Raw genomic sequence first — 18,009 nt, 5'->3', positions numbered from 1 at the left:
AAATATTTTAGGAATACATCCATATGAAAAAAAGCTTCTTACTATACACAGTTTCCGGAGTTCTGTTTTATTCTTCCAGCGGTTTGTCTTATGCTATTCATAGTACAAATCCATCAACAACGATAGATTCTTCTTCTCTACAACCTGCTCGTGTCAAGTCACAAATAAATCTATCCGGAGTTTTTGATCCGTATAAAGATCCATATGATGGAATCGGGCGAATTATGCCATCATATCCATCTTCAACCCCTAATGGCCTCCTTCCCCCTACAGCACCTAGCTCCACAAGAACGAGCGCAAGCCCTATTTCTACAGGAAGTAAACTTACAACGCCTACTTCTACAAGCACTCTACCTCCCAAAACACAACTTGAAGGAAATTCAGCTGGAAATATAATTTCTTCTTCAAAACAAAACTCTGATCTTAGTCAAGGAAGTACACAAACACCAAAGACTAAAGTTACAGAAGGTGTACAATCTAACCCTACAACACAAAACACTCCTATTATACAATCTTCAACAACAGGAATGGAAGCAAAATCTAGAAGACGTTCAGGGGCGCCCTCCTCTTCTGCAGACTCTTCCAGCGAAAAAACACTATCGAATTCTGCTGTGTCTTCACAGCCAGAACCTACACAACCTTCACCGAATTTACAACCAGCACTTACAAAGTCTGAACCTACAAGAACGGAACCTACAAAACCAACAACAGAGCAAATACCAACATCTAATGAACCAGAACTCGCACAGCCAATATCTTTAAGAGTAGAAACTGAAAAAACAAGATTACTGGTACCACCAAAATCTGCAAAGCCAGCGCCAGTGCAATCTTCATCTGCACAAAAAATATCTGAAAAATCAGAGATTGAAAAACCAATATCACCAATAAAACAACCTGAAAAGTCTACACAAATTGAGGATATAAGCGCTGGAGTTGAAGCTAAAAACGGTAAGACCATAACGCTACATAACAAAAAAATTCAAGACAATGGTTTTGCTGTACATGCAGAGGGAAATAATTCAAAAGTCAACATGATAGGGGGAACAGTTGATGCGCGTTTTGTTGCACTAAGTGTATCAGATGGTGGAGAAATTGATGCTACAGGCATTACTGTAACAGCAGAAACAGCTGGTTTGGTAAACATGGAGGGCACAATCAAACTTAAGGATTCAAGCGTCCATGTCACGGGAAATTATGAAGCAGACGGTATTATTTTCCGCAACAATCCGTATAATGCCCCTAGAAAACGATATACACGCAATGCTGAAAGGAACACCAATGCCGTTCAAGAACAAGATGTAGCCAATATTGCTGATAAAGTAACCCTAGAGAATACAAAGCTTTTCGTTGAACATGGTAGCGGTATCAACCTTTATGGAACAGGCGTAAACGGGAAAGTCAACCTTAAAAATTCAGAAGTTCATGCCGATATTTTATTAAAAAATATCAAGAACGAAAGTGCCTCCACAAACACCATTACATTAGTTGCAGACCACTCTTCTTTAGAAGGTCGGGTAAGAACTTCTAAAGATAATAGAACAGTTTTTGATCTAAAAGAGAGGACGAAATGGCTTGTAAAGGCGAATAAAAATGCCACAAATAATGATAATATTTTAAATGACTATAGACAGTTTGGTGTTGATGAAAAATCATACTCTAATCTTTCTGAATTGCACCTTACAAACAGCGCCATTATGTTTGACAAGCCCATTGAGGGACATTATCAAACTCTGTTTATAGGACCTAATCTTTCGCAAGAAGACGAAACAACTCACACAGCAGCGATTTATAGTACAGCGGGTCTTGCAGAGATTTATGTAAACACTCAATGGGATAAACATTCTCCTATCACGGAACAACAAACTGATCGCATTGTGATTAATGGTGATGTCTCAGGAAGTACTGTTGTTCACATCAATCTCCAAACCGATAGCTCTGCTGTTTGGGAAGAGACGATGACTTCACTTCCTTTAGGGACACATGGGATTTCAATCATTCAAGTTTCCGGACAAGCAAATGAAAATTCCTTCACGTTAGCAGGAAACTATATGACAATAGGGAAACAACCTTATAAGTATGTACTTACAGGCTATAAACCTGGAACATCTCATGAGAGCCAAAATCTTTTTGGTAAAAACAGTAATTTCTGGGATTTTCGCTTACAGAATGCCTACATTGATAAGGATAAAAAGGTTCGAGCCCTTTTACCACAGGTAGCAAACTATTTAACCATATCTAATACTTTATTTTCTGCTGGATTTACTGATGTAAACAATCAAAACACGTTGTTAGACAATATGCGAACAACAGTATTTGGGGCAAAAGACAATATAAAGAATGGTATCTTTTTCTCTTCCTACGGCGAGAAGGTCACCCTATCTTCCAACCGCGATCCACTGCACTATGGTTATGGTGCTGATGTAAACTATACTGCCTTACAATTAGGGGGCATATTAGCCGCCTTAGAAAGCAAAGACATAAGCGCATATTTTGGTCTTTTAGGAACGTACGGAAAGCTTGCCTTTACGCCAAAAGAGATGCAAGATTCTGAAAAGACAACGCTTGATAAATGGTCACTTACCGCTTATAGCGGCATCCAGCATAGCAATGGTATATATGTCAACGCTCTTCTTTCTTACGGAACCTTAAAAGGAAATATTACCACAGCTCTTGTTGGGAATGCCGCAAAATTGGATGGTACCGAGATGCTTAATATATCTGCAACCATTGGTCAGAAATTAGCAACCGATACAAAAGGGCTTGTCTTTGAACCACAAGCTCAATTCATTTATCAAAATCTCATGTTTGATATTTTCTCAGATACCAATGGCTTAAAAGTAGACATGGGCAATCCACATCAATGGTTGATCCGTTTTGGTGGACGTTTAACAAAAACGATAATGGCTCTTGAAGAAAACAAGGCTGTTTCCTTCTATGGTAAAATGAATGTTATCAGAACTTTTGGCGATGGTAAAACAATAAAAATTGCTGATACCTTTCATGTTGATCCTACCGGCTCCTCAGTTGAGGGAGGCATGGGGGTGAACGCATATCTTTCTCAAAATATCGTACTAAACGCCGATATCAGCTATCGGCAAAAACTGCAAAAAGCCGGTGTATCTGGCACCAATTTGTCTGGCGGAATACGTTATCGTTTCTAAAGCAGAAGTTAATTTTAACTTAAATAAAAAAGCAGCACAAAGTGCTGCTTTTTTATTTAAATTTATATATTTTTTTAAATTCTCAAAAATCATTATCACATCAAAGAAGATTTTGACTTATAATATTTCTTTTGCATATTGAATAAAAAACTAAACACCATAACATTCTCTCATCAAAATACCCCATGCATAAAATTTTATGTCTTATATTATCACCACACCTCAAGCGATGATGTTTTTACAGCACAACAGAATAAGCATTCATGCCGATTTAAAAAAGTCAGCCCCTTCTTCGCTGTGGACACTCTATTTATTTTAGATGATGTGCATTTTATTATATACCTGCTATAAAGACTTAGTATCTGGTATAAATTCTTAAAGGCATGTTTTTCCTCTAAAATCTCAATACTACAGCAACTCAATCATAAGACAAGCATTTGATTTATAAAGACAATTAATTGTTTTGCATGTTAAATGAGAATATCGTCAGATTCTTTCATCTTAGACCTGTTCCATGTTGAATCAACAAAAAACATATCTCTTACAAGTGACAAGGGGGAAGAGCCATAGGGATAAAAAACTATTAAGAAAGGATTAAAAATGCCTCTAATGAACTATCTCAAGTGCCAAGGGCTGTAGCAACATTGGGATCAAACAAAGAATATGACAGTGTTTGAAAAATATAACAATATCAACTTGCTCTTTTATTAAGCATAAAGATGGTCGCGCCCTATAGATTTTATATTATTTCCATGGGAACTTTCTTATTATACCATTCACAAGCACCGTTGCATCAAGATGTCGTTGCGCCGCCCCACAAACACCATCACGAAATAGACTTGAGAGCTTAGATATCTCTTTAAAACAAGGCCGTGAATTAGGAATAACAAATCCATTCTATTTTGAGTATTTTGTCGTGCATGAAGGACATGCCCGCAGTAAAAAACACAATAAAAAAAGCGTGAAACAATGCGGAATCTTCATTATTTAACAGATAGTGCTTTAGATACTTTTGAAAGACATAAAGCTAAATTAAAGAACGGCGGAACAGAGGGAAGCTGATTTCTACCTCTTTATTCTTTCCCAATGAGATTGCCTCCCCATTTCAAATATTACGCCAACAAAGATATACGCACTATGTCCACTCAGATCTGGATGCTCTCTCCAATCTGACATACAAAAACTAAAACAACAGAAGGAAATAATAAACCGCTTTAATTTTTATCTCAAGCCTATAGATTTAAACAACGAACCGCGTCATATCATCACACTTTAAAGGACAATATTCCATGAAGCTTATAGGCAATATTCATCACATACTCTTCATCATTCATGCTTTTTGCTGACTTGGTGGTTATGGCGGAGTGAACGCACCAGATCCCATCCCGAACTCGGTCGTGAAACACTCCAGCGCTGATAGTACTTTGCCTTAAAGCACGGAAGAGTAAGTCGCCGCCAGATCTGCTAAATGCATGCAAAAGACTCTCAATGTATGAACCTTACATTACCACAGCCCCAAGGAAGCTGTTTTTAAGGCATCACAGGCTGGTCTAAATATCCTCTTGATCGGCCTCTCCCTAAACTAAAAAATGAAGCCCCCTATTAACTTAGTCTGCAAACAATTCTCTGTAAATAATCCGCCTTCTCTGAATTCTCTTTCAGCCAGTATCCCAAAGCATGCGGTTCACATCACTACACCTTAAAAGACATTGTTTTAAGAACAGCGTTTTACAGTACATCAGGATAATAATTTAAATACCAAAATGCGCTTAAAACAAGTCTAGTCACTAAACGCACTATTTATCCAAATCAACTGCCCTACCTAATCATTGTCATGACTTAGAACAGCCCGTATTAAGCAGATTTGATCATTCCTCTATTTCTTTTGCACGTCCAGATAGTTGTATAGCTCTAGAAAGATCATTAACTGCATTTAAATGTGTTTGAAGTAATTCACTATTACGCTGTAATTTTTCTTGTAAATCAGACAACAAACTTTCAACCTCATGCTCAATATCTTGATTCATATAGCGCTTCACATCACTCATGGATTTATTAAGATCACGCAAACCACGTATTTTACGCAAATTTATTTCTTCGTAATCTGGAACACCACTGCTCTCTAGCATATTGCTTTCATAATCAACAACTTGAGCTAATCCTTTAACAGCAGCAACAAATTTTGTCATCGCCCAATCACGATCAATAAGGTTGTTATCAAGAACTTTTGCTTTTGCCGCAAAACTATCATCACCATATTGCACTACAGACATTTTTACTTCCCCTTCAACACTATTGTTCAATCTTACTTTCAAATGAGGGAGACTAAACAGGTTCTCTTCAATGCTGATACACTCAACCAAGCTCGTGGTGCAAACATTGCTCAAACAACAGCACGACAATCCTTCAAAGCGTATACCACTTCAACTTTCAACGCGTTCTCTCAAATATTTTTCTTGCTTTGCTCCAAAACCATCATTGCGGCTATACTAATCCATAAAAACGCTATAGACTTAAACCTTACAGCAATATCGAAATTTCCATATTTGCTCTGTCTATTTCGCCTTGCCGATTTTATCACGAACTCATCTTCAACAGAAAATAACAATGCTTTCACGAAAACTTCAGCCACAAAAATATCTGCCGACAAAAAACCGCAGCCTATCTTGCAGCATATAAAGACATAAGCCCATTAAAAATTTCAGCATTTTACTGATAGAAGCACTTTACCCTCCATAACCTTATGGCTCTCTCTGCACTTAAACTTGTATACCTTCCATCGCCCCATAAGATGGCGCCCGACAAGATCAGTTTGCACCCATTCAAAAGGACACCCCCTCTCCCATGCTCTTTCTGCACACATGCAGTATTTCGCATAAAACACAAAAAGAATGTTCTTTCGAACAGATCAGCCATACAGCAATATAAAAAAAGACATCTTCAAATAGCTAAACAGCCATCAATCTTCCTTTTTTAAATTATCATTCGCTTTTCTTTGCAATGAACGACTATATAAGATTTTTTGAACCTTTTCAAGAGTTTCTTAGCCAATCAGTTCGATACGTCTTCAATCGCATATTTACGCGCTTGTTTTAAAGAAATATCTCTTAAGTGCACCCAAGCCTATTTCGCACCGCGGCCCATCAATGGTATAATGATAAATCTTCCATGACATGTATAAAATCCATTGAGCACTTTCCATCTTTACGCTTAATAAAAGAAGCAAGCCAGCACCGTCACATATTTTTCTAACCCCTTATGTTCTGATACCCTTGGCACTTGAGACGGTTCATAAAGCATGGCCTTTCTTGTACAATTTCTCTGCGCATGGGAGCTCCCTGCTTGTAACTGCAAAAGACGTTGTTTTGGTTAATTCACCACGAAACAGATTTGGAATGAAAAAATTTCCAGTATTAAGGAATCTAATTCAAGTTGAATAACGATAGATTATCATCTATAAATCAAAATATTATCCAATGCATAATGCTTAACGCTCCCCCCATTGATATTTTCAGAATTTTCACAGCATCTTCTTACAGATTATTTCATTCCATAACACAGTTTGCTCTTAATATCGCGACTTTACATGTGCTACTGGTATAAAAACAGAGAAACAATCATTTTATAATCAAGGTACAATTTTTGTTTACGATCTTTCTCTCGTTTTCAACCTTTTAAATGCAGCTCTTCTCTTTCATAATCATCACATTTCAAATCTATTCCATGTTGAATAAATTAAAATCACTTGCTTGCACATCACAAACAACGCCCTGATGTGTTGATAAAATACGCTGAAAGAAAAAGACTTCTTATGAACCTTAGCAAATGCCAAGAACTATAATAAACATTGGAAGCAAGCGTACGATGATTGTGACTTGCTCTTTCATAAGTATAAAGATGATAGCATTTTATAGATTTTTATATTATTCAAAGTTTATATTATTTCATGAGAGCTTTACTGTTATACTATTCACATTTACCGTTATACCATTTACGAATGTCATCGTAAAATGTCTTTCGTGTGCGTTAAGAGATATTTCTTTAAAACAAGTACATAAATATGCAATACAAATATACTAATATACAACATAAGTATATTTCTTTTGGAGCGTTCTTTACTTTTGTGCAAAACATGCCCTATTAGAGCAGCATTAACCAATCTTGCTATGAGATAAACGATCAGAAAACATTTTTATCTTCCGCCGCTCACCTTAAAGGACTAAGATCTTAACTCAATTGGCTCTGTACGCAGTCCGAATTTTTGTCAAACGATCTTCTCCTGACTTTCCCCTCATCTGATTCACTTAAACGAAAAGCTCAACAAATAAACCTACGAATATTCATCGTACACTAAAAAATACTTAAACGTTCCAAGAAAACTTATATGTCTTATATTACCGTTATAAATGACAGTGCTTTATAGCATAACAGGATAAAAAAGCTTCCAGCAACACAAAACTTACAAAATCAATCAATAGTCTTTTTAAAGCTTTCTTTTTTAGGATTCACAATACTCCAACTCCTTAAGCTTTTATAAAAAAGGAACGATTTTAAGCTTGCCGAATATGTTGTATCAGCATATATTACAGATTGTAACATATTGTTATTCATAAAATCACCTCAAAAAGAACAGAAAGAGGTTTTTATGGCTGATCTCGTAAAAGCCGCTATGCTTTATTCAACCTTGATTATCACCATCAATGCTTTTGTTGTTATTTTAGTTCTCGTAATAGAAATATACTAAGCATACTCTCTTGGCTTTTTATAATCTGTGCAAATAAGCATCTTAATTTCACATAAGAGCAAAGAAAAATTTTAATTCTACAGATAAACCACACACCCAATTTCAAACATCGCTTGCAACTATTTGAGTATAAACTCTGCTTTTTGTATGCATTTTTAACCATCAGTGCCCGTCTTTTCACGCTATCTTGAATCTCAACTTCACTCCCAGCTTAAAAAACGAAATTTTCTATCAGATCCGGTCTGTAAATAATTTGTCTCCTTATTGAGTAAATTTCCCCTTCAGGGCATATCACAATTCTAAAGAATAATATTTCATGAAACTTATGATAAATCTATTGAACACCATCTTTACCCTTATGAAAGAATAAACCAGCAGCATCACACACTTTTTCAGCCCCAAATGTTGCCAACAAACCTTTAGCACTTGAGATAATTTATAAGAGGCATTTTTACGTCTTTCTTCAACAGTTTTTATCCACACGGCTCTCCCCGCTTGTACCATGCAAGAAGATGGTTTTAATTAATTCAACCGAGAACAGATTTGGAATAAGAGAAGCTTACGTTATTCGAGATCCTTATTCAACATAATAATAATTAAATTATTTTTATAAATCAAAGTGTTATTCAGAAAAACATTCATCACACACTCGAGAACAAAAAACACCTCATACGTAAAGTTTTATATGCGCTCCACCGCTCAACATGATAATATCACAACACAATTAAGATAAAAAAATAACAAGGAAAACCCTTGTAAACTCAGAAAAGAGAGAGGAGAAAAATGAAAAGATGTGGAGAGCGCTCAATTCCTCACACATCCAGCAAAACCGTCCTAGCAAAACTGTCTCACAACTTAACTAATGTTATAATATTCTCAAACCAAAAGAAATTTTTTAAAAATAGTTTGAGAAAAACATTTGAGTATGAAACGATAATAATTCTATTCAGAATGTTTTTCTCTTTATTAAAACAGAGAAAGTAATTTCCGAACAAATGTTTCCTCCTAATTTTTCCGAAATTAGCCGCAACACTTAAAGACGATCTTAGTGTGATGAAACATTTATTTGTGATAAAGGCAAAAAAACACCCCAAAGATAGATTTAATCTCATATTTTAAATACATGTAACCAAAACATTAAAAAATTAGCAGTAACACGTAACAACTCATTGGGAGGCAATACTATCTACAATTAAAAGCACTTTTGGGCTGAACAAATGACAGTATAGCATACGTTTACACAAAGAGTACTGATCGTAAACAACTAATTCTTGAAGCCATAAAAAGACTCTCTAAAAGTTAGAGAGAGCCTAAAAACGCAATAGAATCAAGAACTAAACAATTCCTTATTTATTGAACTGTATGTTTTTAATTAATGCCAAACATAAGTTCCATATATGCTTGTCTGGCATGTTGGCAATTTTTAGATTTCTCTATAGAAGATTGATCCAGCTTTTCACATTTTTTTGCCCACTCTTCGAGTAATATTTTATCTTTCTTAAATTCCGCTACGCTGTAGTTTTTTTCGCAACCAGCAACGACAAGTCCAGTACAAAGCAGCAATGCTGTAATAATAACTTTATTCATGATTTAATTCCCTTCCTTTTTATCTTCAGTTTTTTTCTCGTCATCATGTACAAAGCTTGAACCAGGCCAATCTCGGGCATGAACTTCACGATACGCTTTATCTGCATTTTTACAATTTTGAGAATCTAAATCCTCTGATATCATGCATTTCATTGCCCATTGCTCGAGTAATTTGGGATCCTTCTTAAATTCCGCTACGCTATAAGTTTTTTCACAACCAGAAACGACAAGTCCCACGCAAAGCAGCAGCACTGTTATAATGATCTTGTTCATGATTTAACCCCTCTCTTTGTTTTATATTTTATTAACAATATCTTTGGATTCACATCCCCTCCTATATTGTGACCTTGCGTCTAATTTTCCTTTGCAAATACGCACATTTTCAACGCAAACATGTTAAATCATGAGAGCCGCTTTCATTTATCAGACTTGCATTTGTAACATTATCTGCACGGCAGCTCTTTGTATTTGAAGTGTTAAAACTTCAGCAAAAATTCTGATATCTTGACATTCTCAAAAAGCTTTTTAATCATTTCTTTTCCTTCAAGAACCTCTTGGTAACGAGAAGCAGCACGATATCTTACCCCAAATTCGTCATGCCTATACCCATTGCAAATTCCCTGCAAACGAAAGAATACAGCTTTTAGTCAACTAATTGCGCTCTTATCATTTCTAAACCACCGGAAAAGAAAGAAAGCTTTAAGTCCCCCTGCACTTTTTAAAAGCCAATAGAAATGCTAAAAAAGCAATCTTATACATTCCAATTGAAGAAAAAAGCCTATTGCCTTGCTTACCATTACAGCTGGCATTAACTATTTAAGACTATAAAATCATATAAATGTAAGAAATATTGTCTATAATATGCTCAATGACTTCTTTTGTTTATTAGGAAAACTTATAGCGCGTCAATATCAGTAAATTTTACTTATTTTTATCCCCCCCCTTATAAACATGAATATAATTTAATAAAACGGATTGCTGCATAACAGAAAAAAATAATCAACGCTACTCTTAATTACATTATTTACGCATGTATTAAGTACAATAAACAAAAAAATAACCTGATGTTTAAAATCATTATCAAGATAATTTTTATGGAAGAATAAACTTATCTACTCATCTAGCGGATAAGATCACAAGTAGTATGATGATTATCACATTTATAGGGAAAAGTTTGAAACGGAGAATTTTTCGCAAACTCATAGCTCTTTCATGCGATGATACAGAACCTTATGAGAAACAACTTGAATGAAGCAACCATCGTGAAAAAGGAAGAGCACTTTTATTATTAACTTCGTATAAAAACAATCGATATCATCTCTAGAAAAAGCACTCAAACCAACGAAATTATCGTATCATTTTTTACACTTTTCCGTATTTTTGTGAAAGCAATTCGCGGACCTCATCAGCTATTTTAGTTCCACGACTTGCACAACTGACCTTAATCAACCGATGCAAACTTTCTGGTATATCAATCGTGAGGCGCTTCATACCTCCACTCATGCTCCCTTTGTGGCTTCCTACCCATGCATCCGCTGTTAAAGGAATTGATTTATTCGTTGGTTTTGTGCCAATTTTAATTTTTTTATTCATCGCGCTAACTCCTTGATTTCGGCTGCAACCGCTTCAATCTCTGCTGCTGCTGGTCCTTGCTTATCAACTTCATAAACCGCCTTCCCCTGTGCTGCTGCTTCTGCAAAAATCACGCGCTGCGCAACGCTAGAAGAAAGAACATGCACAGGGTATATGCCAAGAGCTTCGTTCACATCACGCCCTATCGCTGTATTGACTATTTTACGATTAATAACAAAAGCAGATTTGAGATTTTCTTTATAAACACGTGCTTCGTCAATCAGCTTTACAATTCCATCCGCAGCCCAAATATCATAGGGACTAGGCAAAACAGGGATAAGCACCAAATCCGAAGCCATAAGAGCACTACGAGCAAGATCAGTTACACGCGGAGGACCATCGATAATAATATGATCATAACCATGACCAATCTGTGTAATCTCTTTGTGAACCGTTGCACGCGGTAAACCAATAACCGAAAACAAAGGTGCATCTTCACGCGCAGCAGCCCAATCCAATGCGCTTCCCTGTGGATCAACATCAATAAGCAATACCCGTAGACCGGTACGGGCAAAACTGGCCGCAAGATTAACACTCAACGTCGTTTTTCCGACACCTCCCTTTTGATTCAAAAGTCCAATAATCATTTATTACGCCTTTCAGCATTATCGTTTTTACGATTATACAGAAAGTAATAAAAGAAACAAGCATCCAATACGTGCAAAATAACCATTTCTCCTATTTTTAGGATAAATAACAATAGCCCGCAATTTTTTATAATATTCTTTTAGCATGAGCAAAAACATTATGAAGATGATATTCTTGAAAAGAACAAAATAAATTTAAAAGAGGCATGCTCTTCTTCCCCCTCCCTAAAACGAAGATTCTTAAATCCATGTCGATCTGTAAACAATGCGCTGTAAATGATCCAGCTTCTTATTTTGCGCCGGCCTTTTGGGCTTCTCCCTTCATGCTATCCACTTAATACAACTCTACAAACAAGCTCCACTCTGAATATACAACAAACTATAAGGAGAATTCATTGTTTTACGCGTTGAATGAGAGAGCTGAAATCAGGAAGATTCTCTCATTTCATGCCTCTTATATTAAATTAATCAAAATCATATCTCTTGTACGTTAAAAGCGGGATTGGCGTGTGGGCAAAAACTGCACAAGAAAGGATTTAAAATGCTTCTTATGCAGAATCTCCAGTACCAAGAACTATTACAATATTGGGGGTTGGCAAATATAATAGGTGCCGACTTCCTTCTTCATAAGCGTAAAAAGGGTGGTGATCCATGAATTTTATACTCTTTGACGCTCGACAGAGTAAAATGGGCTTAAGAGAAATAAGGGGGCCTCTAGCAAGCGCGTAAACAAGCAACACAATGAAATATCTATGTTTAGTAAACACTATAGATTATCCACAAAGACCAAACATCCGTCTTTCATAAATCGCATAACGAACATGTTGCGAAGTGAGATATTTTGCATCTTATAGCTCATTTTTCCCAAATAGATTTTCTCGACAAAAAGAATATTTTTGTTAAGATGCCACTGAAAAACTTACCTTCATTATGTTCTTTCTATATACCAGACCAGAGGGTATCGTGAAGATCGTGCAATTGAGAATAAATAAAAATGAATTTACAACAAATTGAACCTGATATTTTTATCAGCGCCCAACTTAGCATAGAAAATATCAAAATATTGGCACAAGCTGGTTTTAAAACAATTATCTGTAACCGCCCCGATCACGAAGAGCTCCATCAACCTGACTTTTCTAGCATTAAAACGGTCGCAAATGAATATGGCATAAAAGCCTATCACATTCCCATTTCTCCTCCAACTATAGAAAAGTCAGCTGTTGAAGCCATGCAAACAATTTTAAAAACAGCCTCTCTGCCTCTTCTTGCCTATTGTCATCACGGATCACGCTCGCTGCATCTTTATCGCTTAGCGCGTCTTTAAACAGAGGGTTCGCACACTTCCTCCTCGCCTTAAAAGACGAAGATTCTTAAATATACATCGATCTGTAAAAAAATAATCAGTCAATAATCTTTGTCTTGCACCTTTCCACTCAGGCTTCACATTTCATAAAACTCTATGAGCAAGCTTTGCTCCTCAATATACAACAAGCATGCACACCCGAAGCCATAAAAATGCATGAAAATTCATATGATGATCAAAGAAAATTATTTTCACCTCACTTTTTATCACTGCTCCACCTTCTTTTTCTCTTCCTTTACCAATACGAGCTCATTCGTACGCCACAGACACCTGAAACGACAGTAAAACCACTAAGAAAACCCATATTCCGAATAAAAGGCATGCAGAGTATTTTATAAAAAAGCCGTAAGCCATAATCTATGATTAACTGCGACATATTGATTTATAACAATTAATTATTTTGCACGTTGAGTGATAAATCCTAATACCGTAAGATTCTCTCAAGTCTATTTATAGTGAATCAATCAAAAGCGTGTTTCTTGCATGTCACAAGCAAGAAATATTCGTGTGAAATAAAACGAGTTAAGAACAAACTCTCATAAACGCTCTCAAATAGCTAAGACTGTACAACACTAAAGGCTTGTCAATATAACGGATGGTGTCGGATTGCTCTTTTATTAGGCATAAAGATGATAGCGCTCAACGGAGCTTTCAAGATACCATTCATGAGAGCCATCATGAAAATGAATATGAGAAGCGTTGAGAGATATTTCTTTAAAAGAAGTGCATAAATTAGCAAAACAAGGATATTCCAGCATTTTATTTTACCTGTAGGGCGTGATATCCTATTCAAAGAACAACAAAAGCCTGAAGCTGTTATTTTCATGATTTAAGAGATATTGCTCTGAACCCTTTTGAAAGTAGCAAAGCCTAATTTAAAAAAGACTGTCATCTGGACTGATTTTCCCCTTTATAACTTCATATTTTTCCCCAATAAGGCTGTAAACCGGTTTCAGAGATTATCCAAATGAATATAGCAATAGACTCTCCCCATCTGGTATACAAAAGCTGTAACAGCAGAGAGAGCACTAAAGCGTTTTAATCTTTGTCTCAAACATACTGCTCGCGTTGAGGAACACTAAAGAAAAAGTTTTATAAGAAAAACAATACGATACAGTCACGAATAGACCGAACATAGATTGGAAAGATGTTCTAACTTTTATCCAATATTTCTATCAAAAAACAACAAAACATTATTGGCTTTGTATTTTCATATCCTTACAAGACTGTCTTTCCTTTTCATTATGGGCGTTACATTTGTGAAAGACAAAGGAAATATATGGATAGTTTTTAACTTGAAAATCTGAAAGATTGACGTGTTACGACAACAAAATTGTGCCTTTATCCATCAAAAGCATTAGAAATTTTGAAACAATACACCTGCTTTCTCGCAATGATTTCTTTTATCTACAATCAATCGCAGTCTCCTTAATATGCATTCCCCATCACAATATACAAGAGAAACGAAACTTAAAGCATTTTCCAGCAGCTTCATTCTCGTTTACGTGATTGGTCAGCACGAAAACTGCTGCTGACCACTAATCTTCTTCACAAGACTCGACAAACAAAACTTTTTTAAAAATATTCATTACATAATACAAAATATCACATGCGTAAGGTTACACGAACCAACTCTCATCATAAACGATGATACAGCATAAATGACATAATAAGCCAAATTAGAAAAAAGAAACAATAAACTTTTAAATAAAAAAAGTCATCAATTAAATTTTATCAAACTATAAGCTTAAGATCGCAAGAAATTTTAAAAACAGCCTTTCTCCTTCTTCACGTCTATTAGTGCTAAATAGGCTGGTTGCTTATTCTTTACTGCATCTTTTATGATAAGTTTTAACGTATCAGAAAGAAACAAGCAGTAAAGTTTTGAATGACAACAAAAACCATAACGTTAACTTTGAAAAAAATGATGCCAAAATCAGATCTTCAGATATTCGATTCTCCCTCTCAACAACGGAAAAAACATATATTCGACGATGTTTTGGAATATATCTTTGTGATTATAATCACTTTAAGTGCTATTTTTACGGCTCTTCTCTCTTTTTCAGATCAGTTTAGGACATATTTTTAAAAGTAAGCAGCCTATCCAACGTTGATAATGGTTGTACTGTCTTTAAAATTTCTTTTGCTTTTTTTTCATCACGATGCATTTGCGCAATCAAAGGTTCAAGCCCATCAAATTTTTCTTGTCCTCGCAAAAACTGGAAAAAAGAAACGGTACAGCTTTCCCCATAAAGGTCGTCGTTAAAGTCAAACAAATAGGTTTCCAAAAGGGGCGCCCCATCCTTAACAACCGTTGGACGACAACCAAAGCTTGCAACACCATCATACAAAACACCGTTCGCACGACGCAAACGTACCGCATAAACACCATGAGCCAAACGAACTTGGGGAGGCAACATTTGATTAGCGGTAGGAAATCCCAAAAGACGTCCAAGTTTTTCACCTTGAATAATATTGGAGCGTATCCGATAGTGATACCCTAACAAATGGGCTGCTTTGTCCACTTCCCCTTGTGAGAGAAGTTGCCGAATAAAACTCGAGGAAATGATCAAAGATTGTGACTCTTGAGGACGAGCAACGCAAGGAACTTGCACAACCTCAAATCCATATTTCTCTCCCCTTTGGCAAAGAAGATGTACATTTCCACTTTTCTGATGACCAAATTGAAAATTTTCGCCTGTCACCACAACTGAAACATCAAAAACTTCCTTTAAAAACGACTTAATAAATTCGTCCGCTGAAAGAGCGGCAAACTGTGCATCAAAGGGCTGTTCAATCACGCCGTCAAAACCAAGGGTTTTAAAAATTTCAGCTTTTTCAGCTGCCTCTGTCAAACGATAGACAGGAGCTGAATGTTGAAAAAAACTTCTTGGATGGGGTTCAAACGTTAAAACAACAGATGGTTTCTTTTTTATACGCGCGAAATCAAGTGCTTTTTGCAACACCACCTGATGCCCACAATGAACACCATCAAAATTTCCAAGTGCCAACACTGCTCCCCGCCAAGCCGAGGGAAACATATGAATTCCCTGAAGACGCAAAAAATTAGTCATTACTGAAGTGCCCACATGATTGCTTGTGGTTTATAACCATGATGTTCAAGAAAAGAATGCAAAGCTTGCTTATCAACCACACCCTTTTGCGTATAATCATAATGATGAATCCCCCCCATAATATAAAGGGCATCAAGACCAAAGTGAGCCGCCCCCTTAATATCCGTTAAAAGACCATCACCAATAGCTAAAACTTGACTTTTTTCTACTGTTCCCCGTATTTTTTGAAGTTTTTCAAAGGCACATTCATAAATAGGCGCGTGAGGTTTTCCAGCAATGCGCACTTCCCCCCCTAATTGTTGATAAAGACGAGCCAATGCACCAGCGCACCAAAATTCTTTATTTCCATAATGGACAATCACATCTGGGTTCGCACAAATAAAAGGTAAATTCCGCGACCGCATGCGACGAAACATCTCCTCATAAGCAGAGGGTTCTTCGTCAAAATCTTCAAGAAAACCGCTACAGACGACAACAGAAGCCTCCCATTCTTCAACAAATTCACACTCTAACCCTTCAAACAGCACCAAATCACGTTGTGAACCAATGAAAAAAACTTTACGTGGAGCAGTCTGAATGAGATCGCGCGTTACATCCCCTGAAGTGATAATGGCATCATAATAGTCGCTATGAACATTCATGCTTTGTAATTGAGCAGCAACATCTTCCCGTAGCCGAGGAGAATTAGTTAATAAAATGACAGTTTTTCCCATTTGTCGGATTTTATACAACGCCTTCAACGCTGGTTCAAATGCATGTACACCGTTATGCACAACACCCCACACATCACAAAAAACAGCATCATAATGCGCTATAATAGTCTCAATATGGGTAAGTTCATTCATGGAGCACCTATCTCTATTTGTCATTTAAAGCTGTCTTTTACTTCAAAACTACTTACCGAAAGATAATACTTGTGTCATCTGCTTTCTCAAACCATATCCCAACTTTTTATCGTCTATAGAGATCATAAGAAATGATAAAATAACTAAGTTATCATTAAGTTGTGCAAAATTCTAAAATGCTTGATAGCAAAAGCTTATCATTCCCCAATGCTATTTTTCTCATAAAAATTTTAATTCTAACAACAACGACGTTGATAGAGTTTTTTATCTAAAATACTCAAATTCTTCACTGAGAAAATAAACGTATCCCCCTCTTAAAAACATGCATCATGAGAAAGCCCAATATATTTTCTCATTTCAAATTTGTTTATATTGAATCAATCAAAACCTATTCGCTTACATATTATAAGCAGAGAGCGTACAGATAAAAACACGTGAAGAAAGAAAAAATAGCTCTTAGGCTCCCTTTCAAAGGCAAAAACTGTCGTAATATTTTGAACTGGCAGAGAGTATGTGCCGTCCGAGCATCTTTTTTTCAGTAAAGATAGCAATATAGCTTTTATCCCATTCATAGAGGCTTTTACGCTATATACTTTACGAAGCACCATTGTAAAATAGGCGCTAACATTGAGAAATATCTTCTAAAACAAACATGTGAATATACAACAATAAGATCTATAATGTTTTGAGTTTATTTTGCATGAGGGCTCTTTACTCATAAAAGCTTTCCCCTATCATCATGATATCTCAGACGCATCAAAACAAATCATTTTGATTATTGGTTAAGGACAGCACCGTAAGCGGTAACTTGAGCTTAAAAACCAAGGTTTACCTTCGTAAAATGCATATCTGATGTCATGAGTTGAGTAAGCAAACCTTAAAACTTTGAAAGGCAAACAACCTCCTATTTAAAAAAATCTATCCGTCTCAAGAAAAACTATTTTTATTGCCAATCTCCTAAAATTACTTTATGAATCGAAAAATGTTTTGATCGCATACGCAACGATCAAAAGGGG

General features: G+C 36.1%; 10 protein-coding genes and 1 rRNA gene. 3 read left to right on the top strand and 8 right to left on the bottom strand.

What is annotated here, in order from left to right:
- Positions 1-23 precede the first annotated feature (23 nt).
- Both ACFIM6_RS06825 and rrf read left to right on the top strand, forming a co-directional pair.
- Positions 24-3,161: an autotransporter outer membrane beta-barrel domain-containing protein gene (locus ACFIM6_RS06825; RefSeq protein WP_375612204.1), complete on the top strand. Its 3,138-nt coding sequence runs from the start codon at positions 24-26 to the stop codon at positions 3,159-3,161.
- 1,346 nt (positions 3,162-4,507) lie between these two features.
- Positions 4,508-4,622 (top strand): 5S ribosomal RNA (gene rrf, locus ACFIM6_RS06820).
- Between the two features lie 407 nt (positions 4,623-5,029).
- Here rrf and ACFIM6_RS06815 read toward each other — a convergent pair.
- The 6 genes from ACFIM6_RS06815 to parA all read right to left on the bottom strand — a co-directional run bounded on the left by ACFIM6_RS06815 (position 5,030) and on the right by parA (position 11,711).
- Entirely contained in the window at positions 5,030-5,434 is a 405-nt protein-coding gene (locus ACFIM6_RS06815; RefSeq protein ID WP_273790974.1) for a flagellar protein FlgN, read from the bottom strand.
- 170 nt (positions 5,435-5,604) lie between these two features.
- Positions 5,605-5,811 (bottom strand): hypothetical protein, encoded by a 207-nt coding sequence (locus tag ACFIM6_RS06810; protein ID WP_375612203.1) that lies wholly within the window; start codon positions 5,809-5,811, stop codon positions 5,605-5,607.
- A 3,462-nt stretch (positions 5,812-9,273) separates the two neighbouring features.
- Positions 9,274-9,492, bottom strand: coding sequence for an EexN family lipoprotein (locus tag ACFIM6_RS06805; RefSeq protein ID WP_375612202.1), 219 nt, complete (start codon positions 9,490-9,492; stop codon positions 9,274-9,276).
- A gap of 3 nt (positions 9,493-9,495) precedes the next feature.
- Positions 9,496-9,765, bottom strand: a complete 270-nt coding sequence (locus ACFIM6_RS06800) for an EexN family lipoprotein (protein WP_375612201.1) — start codon at positions 9,763-9,765, stop codon at positions 9,496-9,498.
- A 1,089-nt stretch (positions 9,766-10,854) separates the two neighbouring features.
- Entirely contained in the window at positions 10,855-11,085 is a 231-nt protein-coding gene (locus ACFIM6_RS06795; RefSeq protein ID WP_273790969.1) for a plasmid partition protein ParG, read from the bottom strand.
- Positions 11,082-11,711, bottom strand: coding sequence for a ParA family partition ATPase (gene parA, locus ACFIM6_RS06790; RefSeq protein WP_375612200.1), 630 nt, complete (start codon positions 11,709-11,711; stop codon positions 11,082-11,084). The genes ACFIM6_RS06795 and parA overlap by 4 nt, the downstream gene beginning before the upstream one ends.
- A gap of 994 nt (positions 11,712-12,705) precedes the next feature.
- Here parA and ACFIM6_RS06785 point away from each other — a divergent pair.
- On the top strand, positions 12,706-13,035 hold the full coding sequence (locus ACFIM6_RS06785; RefSeq protein WP_375612199.1) for a TIGR01244 family sulfur transferase: 330 nt from the start codon (positions 12,706-12,708) through the stop codon (positions 13,033-13,035).
- A gap of 2,111 nt (positions 13,036-15,146) precedes the next feature.
- Here the strand turns inward: ACFIM6_RS06785 and ACFIM6_RS06780 are convergent.
- Together ACFIM6_RS06780 and ACFIM6_RS06775 are read right to left on the bottom strand one after the other, a co-directional pair.
- The gene (locus ACFIM6_RS06780; RefSeq protein WP_375612198.1) at positions 15,147-16,148 is read right to left on the bottom strand and encodes a bifunctional riboflavin kinase/FAD synthetase; all 1,002 of its coding nucleotides are present in this window, start codon (positions 16,146-16,148) and stop codon (positions 15,147-15,149) included.
- Positions 16,148-16,993 carry a TIGR01459 family HAD-type hydrolase gene (locus ACFIM6_RS06775; protein ID WP_375612197.1) on the bottom strand — a complete coding sequence of 282 codons (846 nt, stop codon included), beginning with the start codon at positions 16,991-16,993 and terminating at the stop codon, positions 16,148-16,150. The genes ACFIM6_RS06780 and ACFIM6_RS06775 overlap by 1 nt, the downstream gene beginning before the upstream one ends.
- Positions 16,994-18,009: the final 1,016 nt, after the last annotated feature.

This window comes from Bartonella sp. AA9NXGY, from assembly GCF_042196845.1.
Lineage (GTDB): Bacteria > Pseudomonadota > Alphaproteobacteria > Rhizobiales > Rhizobiaceae > Bartonella.
The sequence above is the reverse complement of the archived record's forward strand: the minus strand, read 5'-3'. Positions and strand labels throughout refer to the sequence as shown.

Coding starts and splice junctions, on each gene's coding strand:
- ACFIM6_RS06825 (WP_375612204.1), top strand. CDS start 24: ATGAAAAAAAGCTTCTTACTATACACAGTTTCCGGAGTTCTGTTTTAT.
- ACFIM6_RS06815 (WP_273790974.1), bottom strand. CDS start 5,434: ATGTCTGTAGTGCAATATGGTGATGATAGTTTTGCGGCAAAAGCAAAA.
- ACFIM6_RS06805 (WP_375612202.1), bottom strand. CDS start 9,492: ATGAATAAAGTTATTATTACAGCATTGCTGCTTTGTACTGGACTTGTC.
- ACFIM6_RS06800 (WP_375612201.1), bottom strand. CDS start 9,765: ATGAACAAGATCATTATAACAGTGCTGCTGCTTTGCGTGGGACTTGTC.
- ACFIM6_RS06795 (WP_273790969.1), bottom strand. CDS start 11,085: ATGAATAAAAAAATTAAAATTGGCACAAAACCAACGAATAAATCAATT.
- parA (WP_375612200.1), bottom strand. CDS start 11,711: ATGATTATTGGACTTTTGAATCAAAAGGGAGGTGTCGGAAAAACGACG.
- ACFIM6_RS06785 (WP_375612199.1), top strand. CDS start 12,706: ATGAATTTACAACAAATTGAACCTGATATTTTTATCAGCGCCCAACTT.
- ACFIM6_RS06780 (WP_375612198.1), bottom strand. CDS start 16,148: ATGACTAATTTTTTGCGTCTTCAGGGAATTCATATGTTTCCCTCGGCT.
- ACFIM6_RS06775 (WP_375612197.1), bottom strand. CDS start 16,993: ATGAATGAACTTACCCATATTGAGACTATTATAGCGCATTATGATGCT.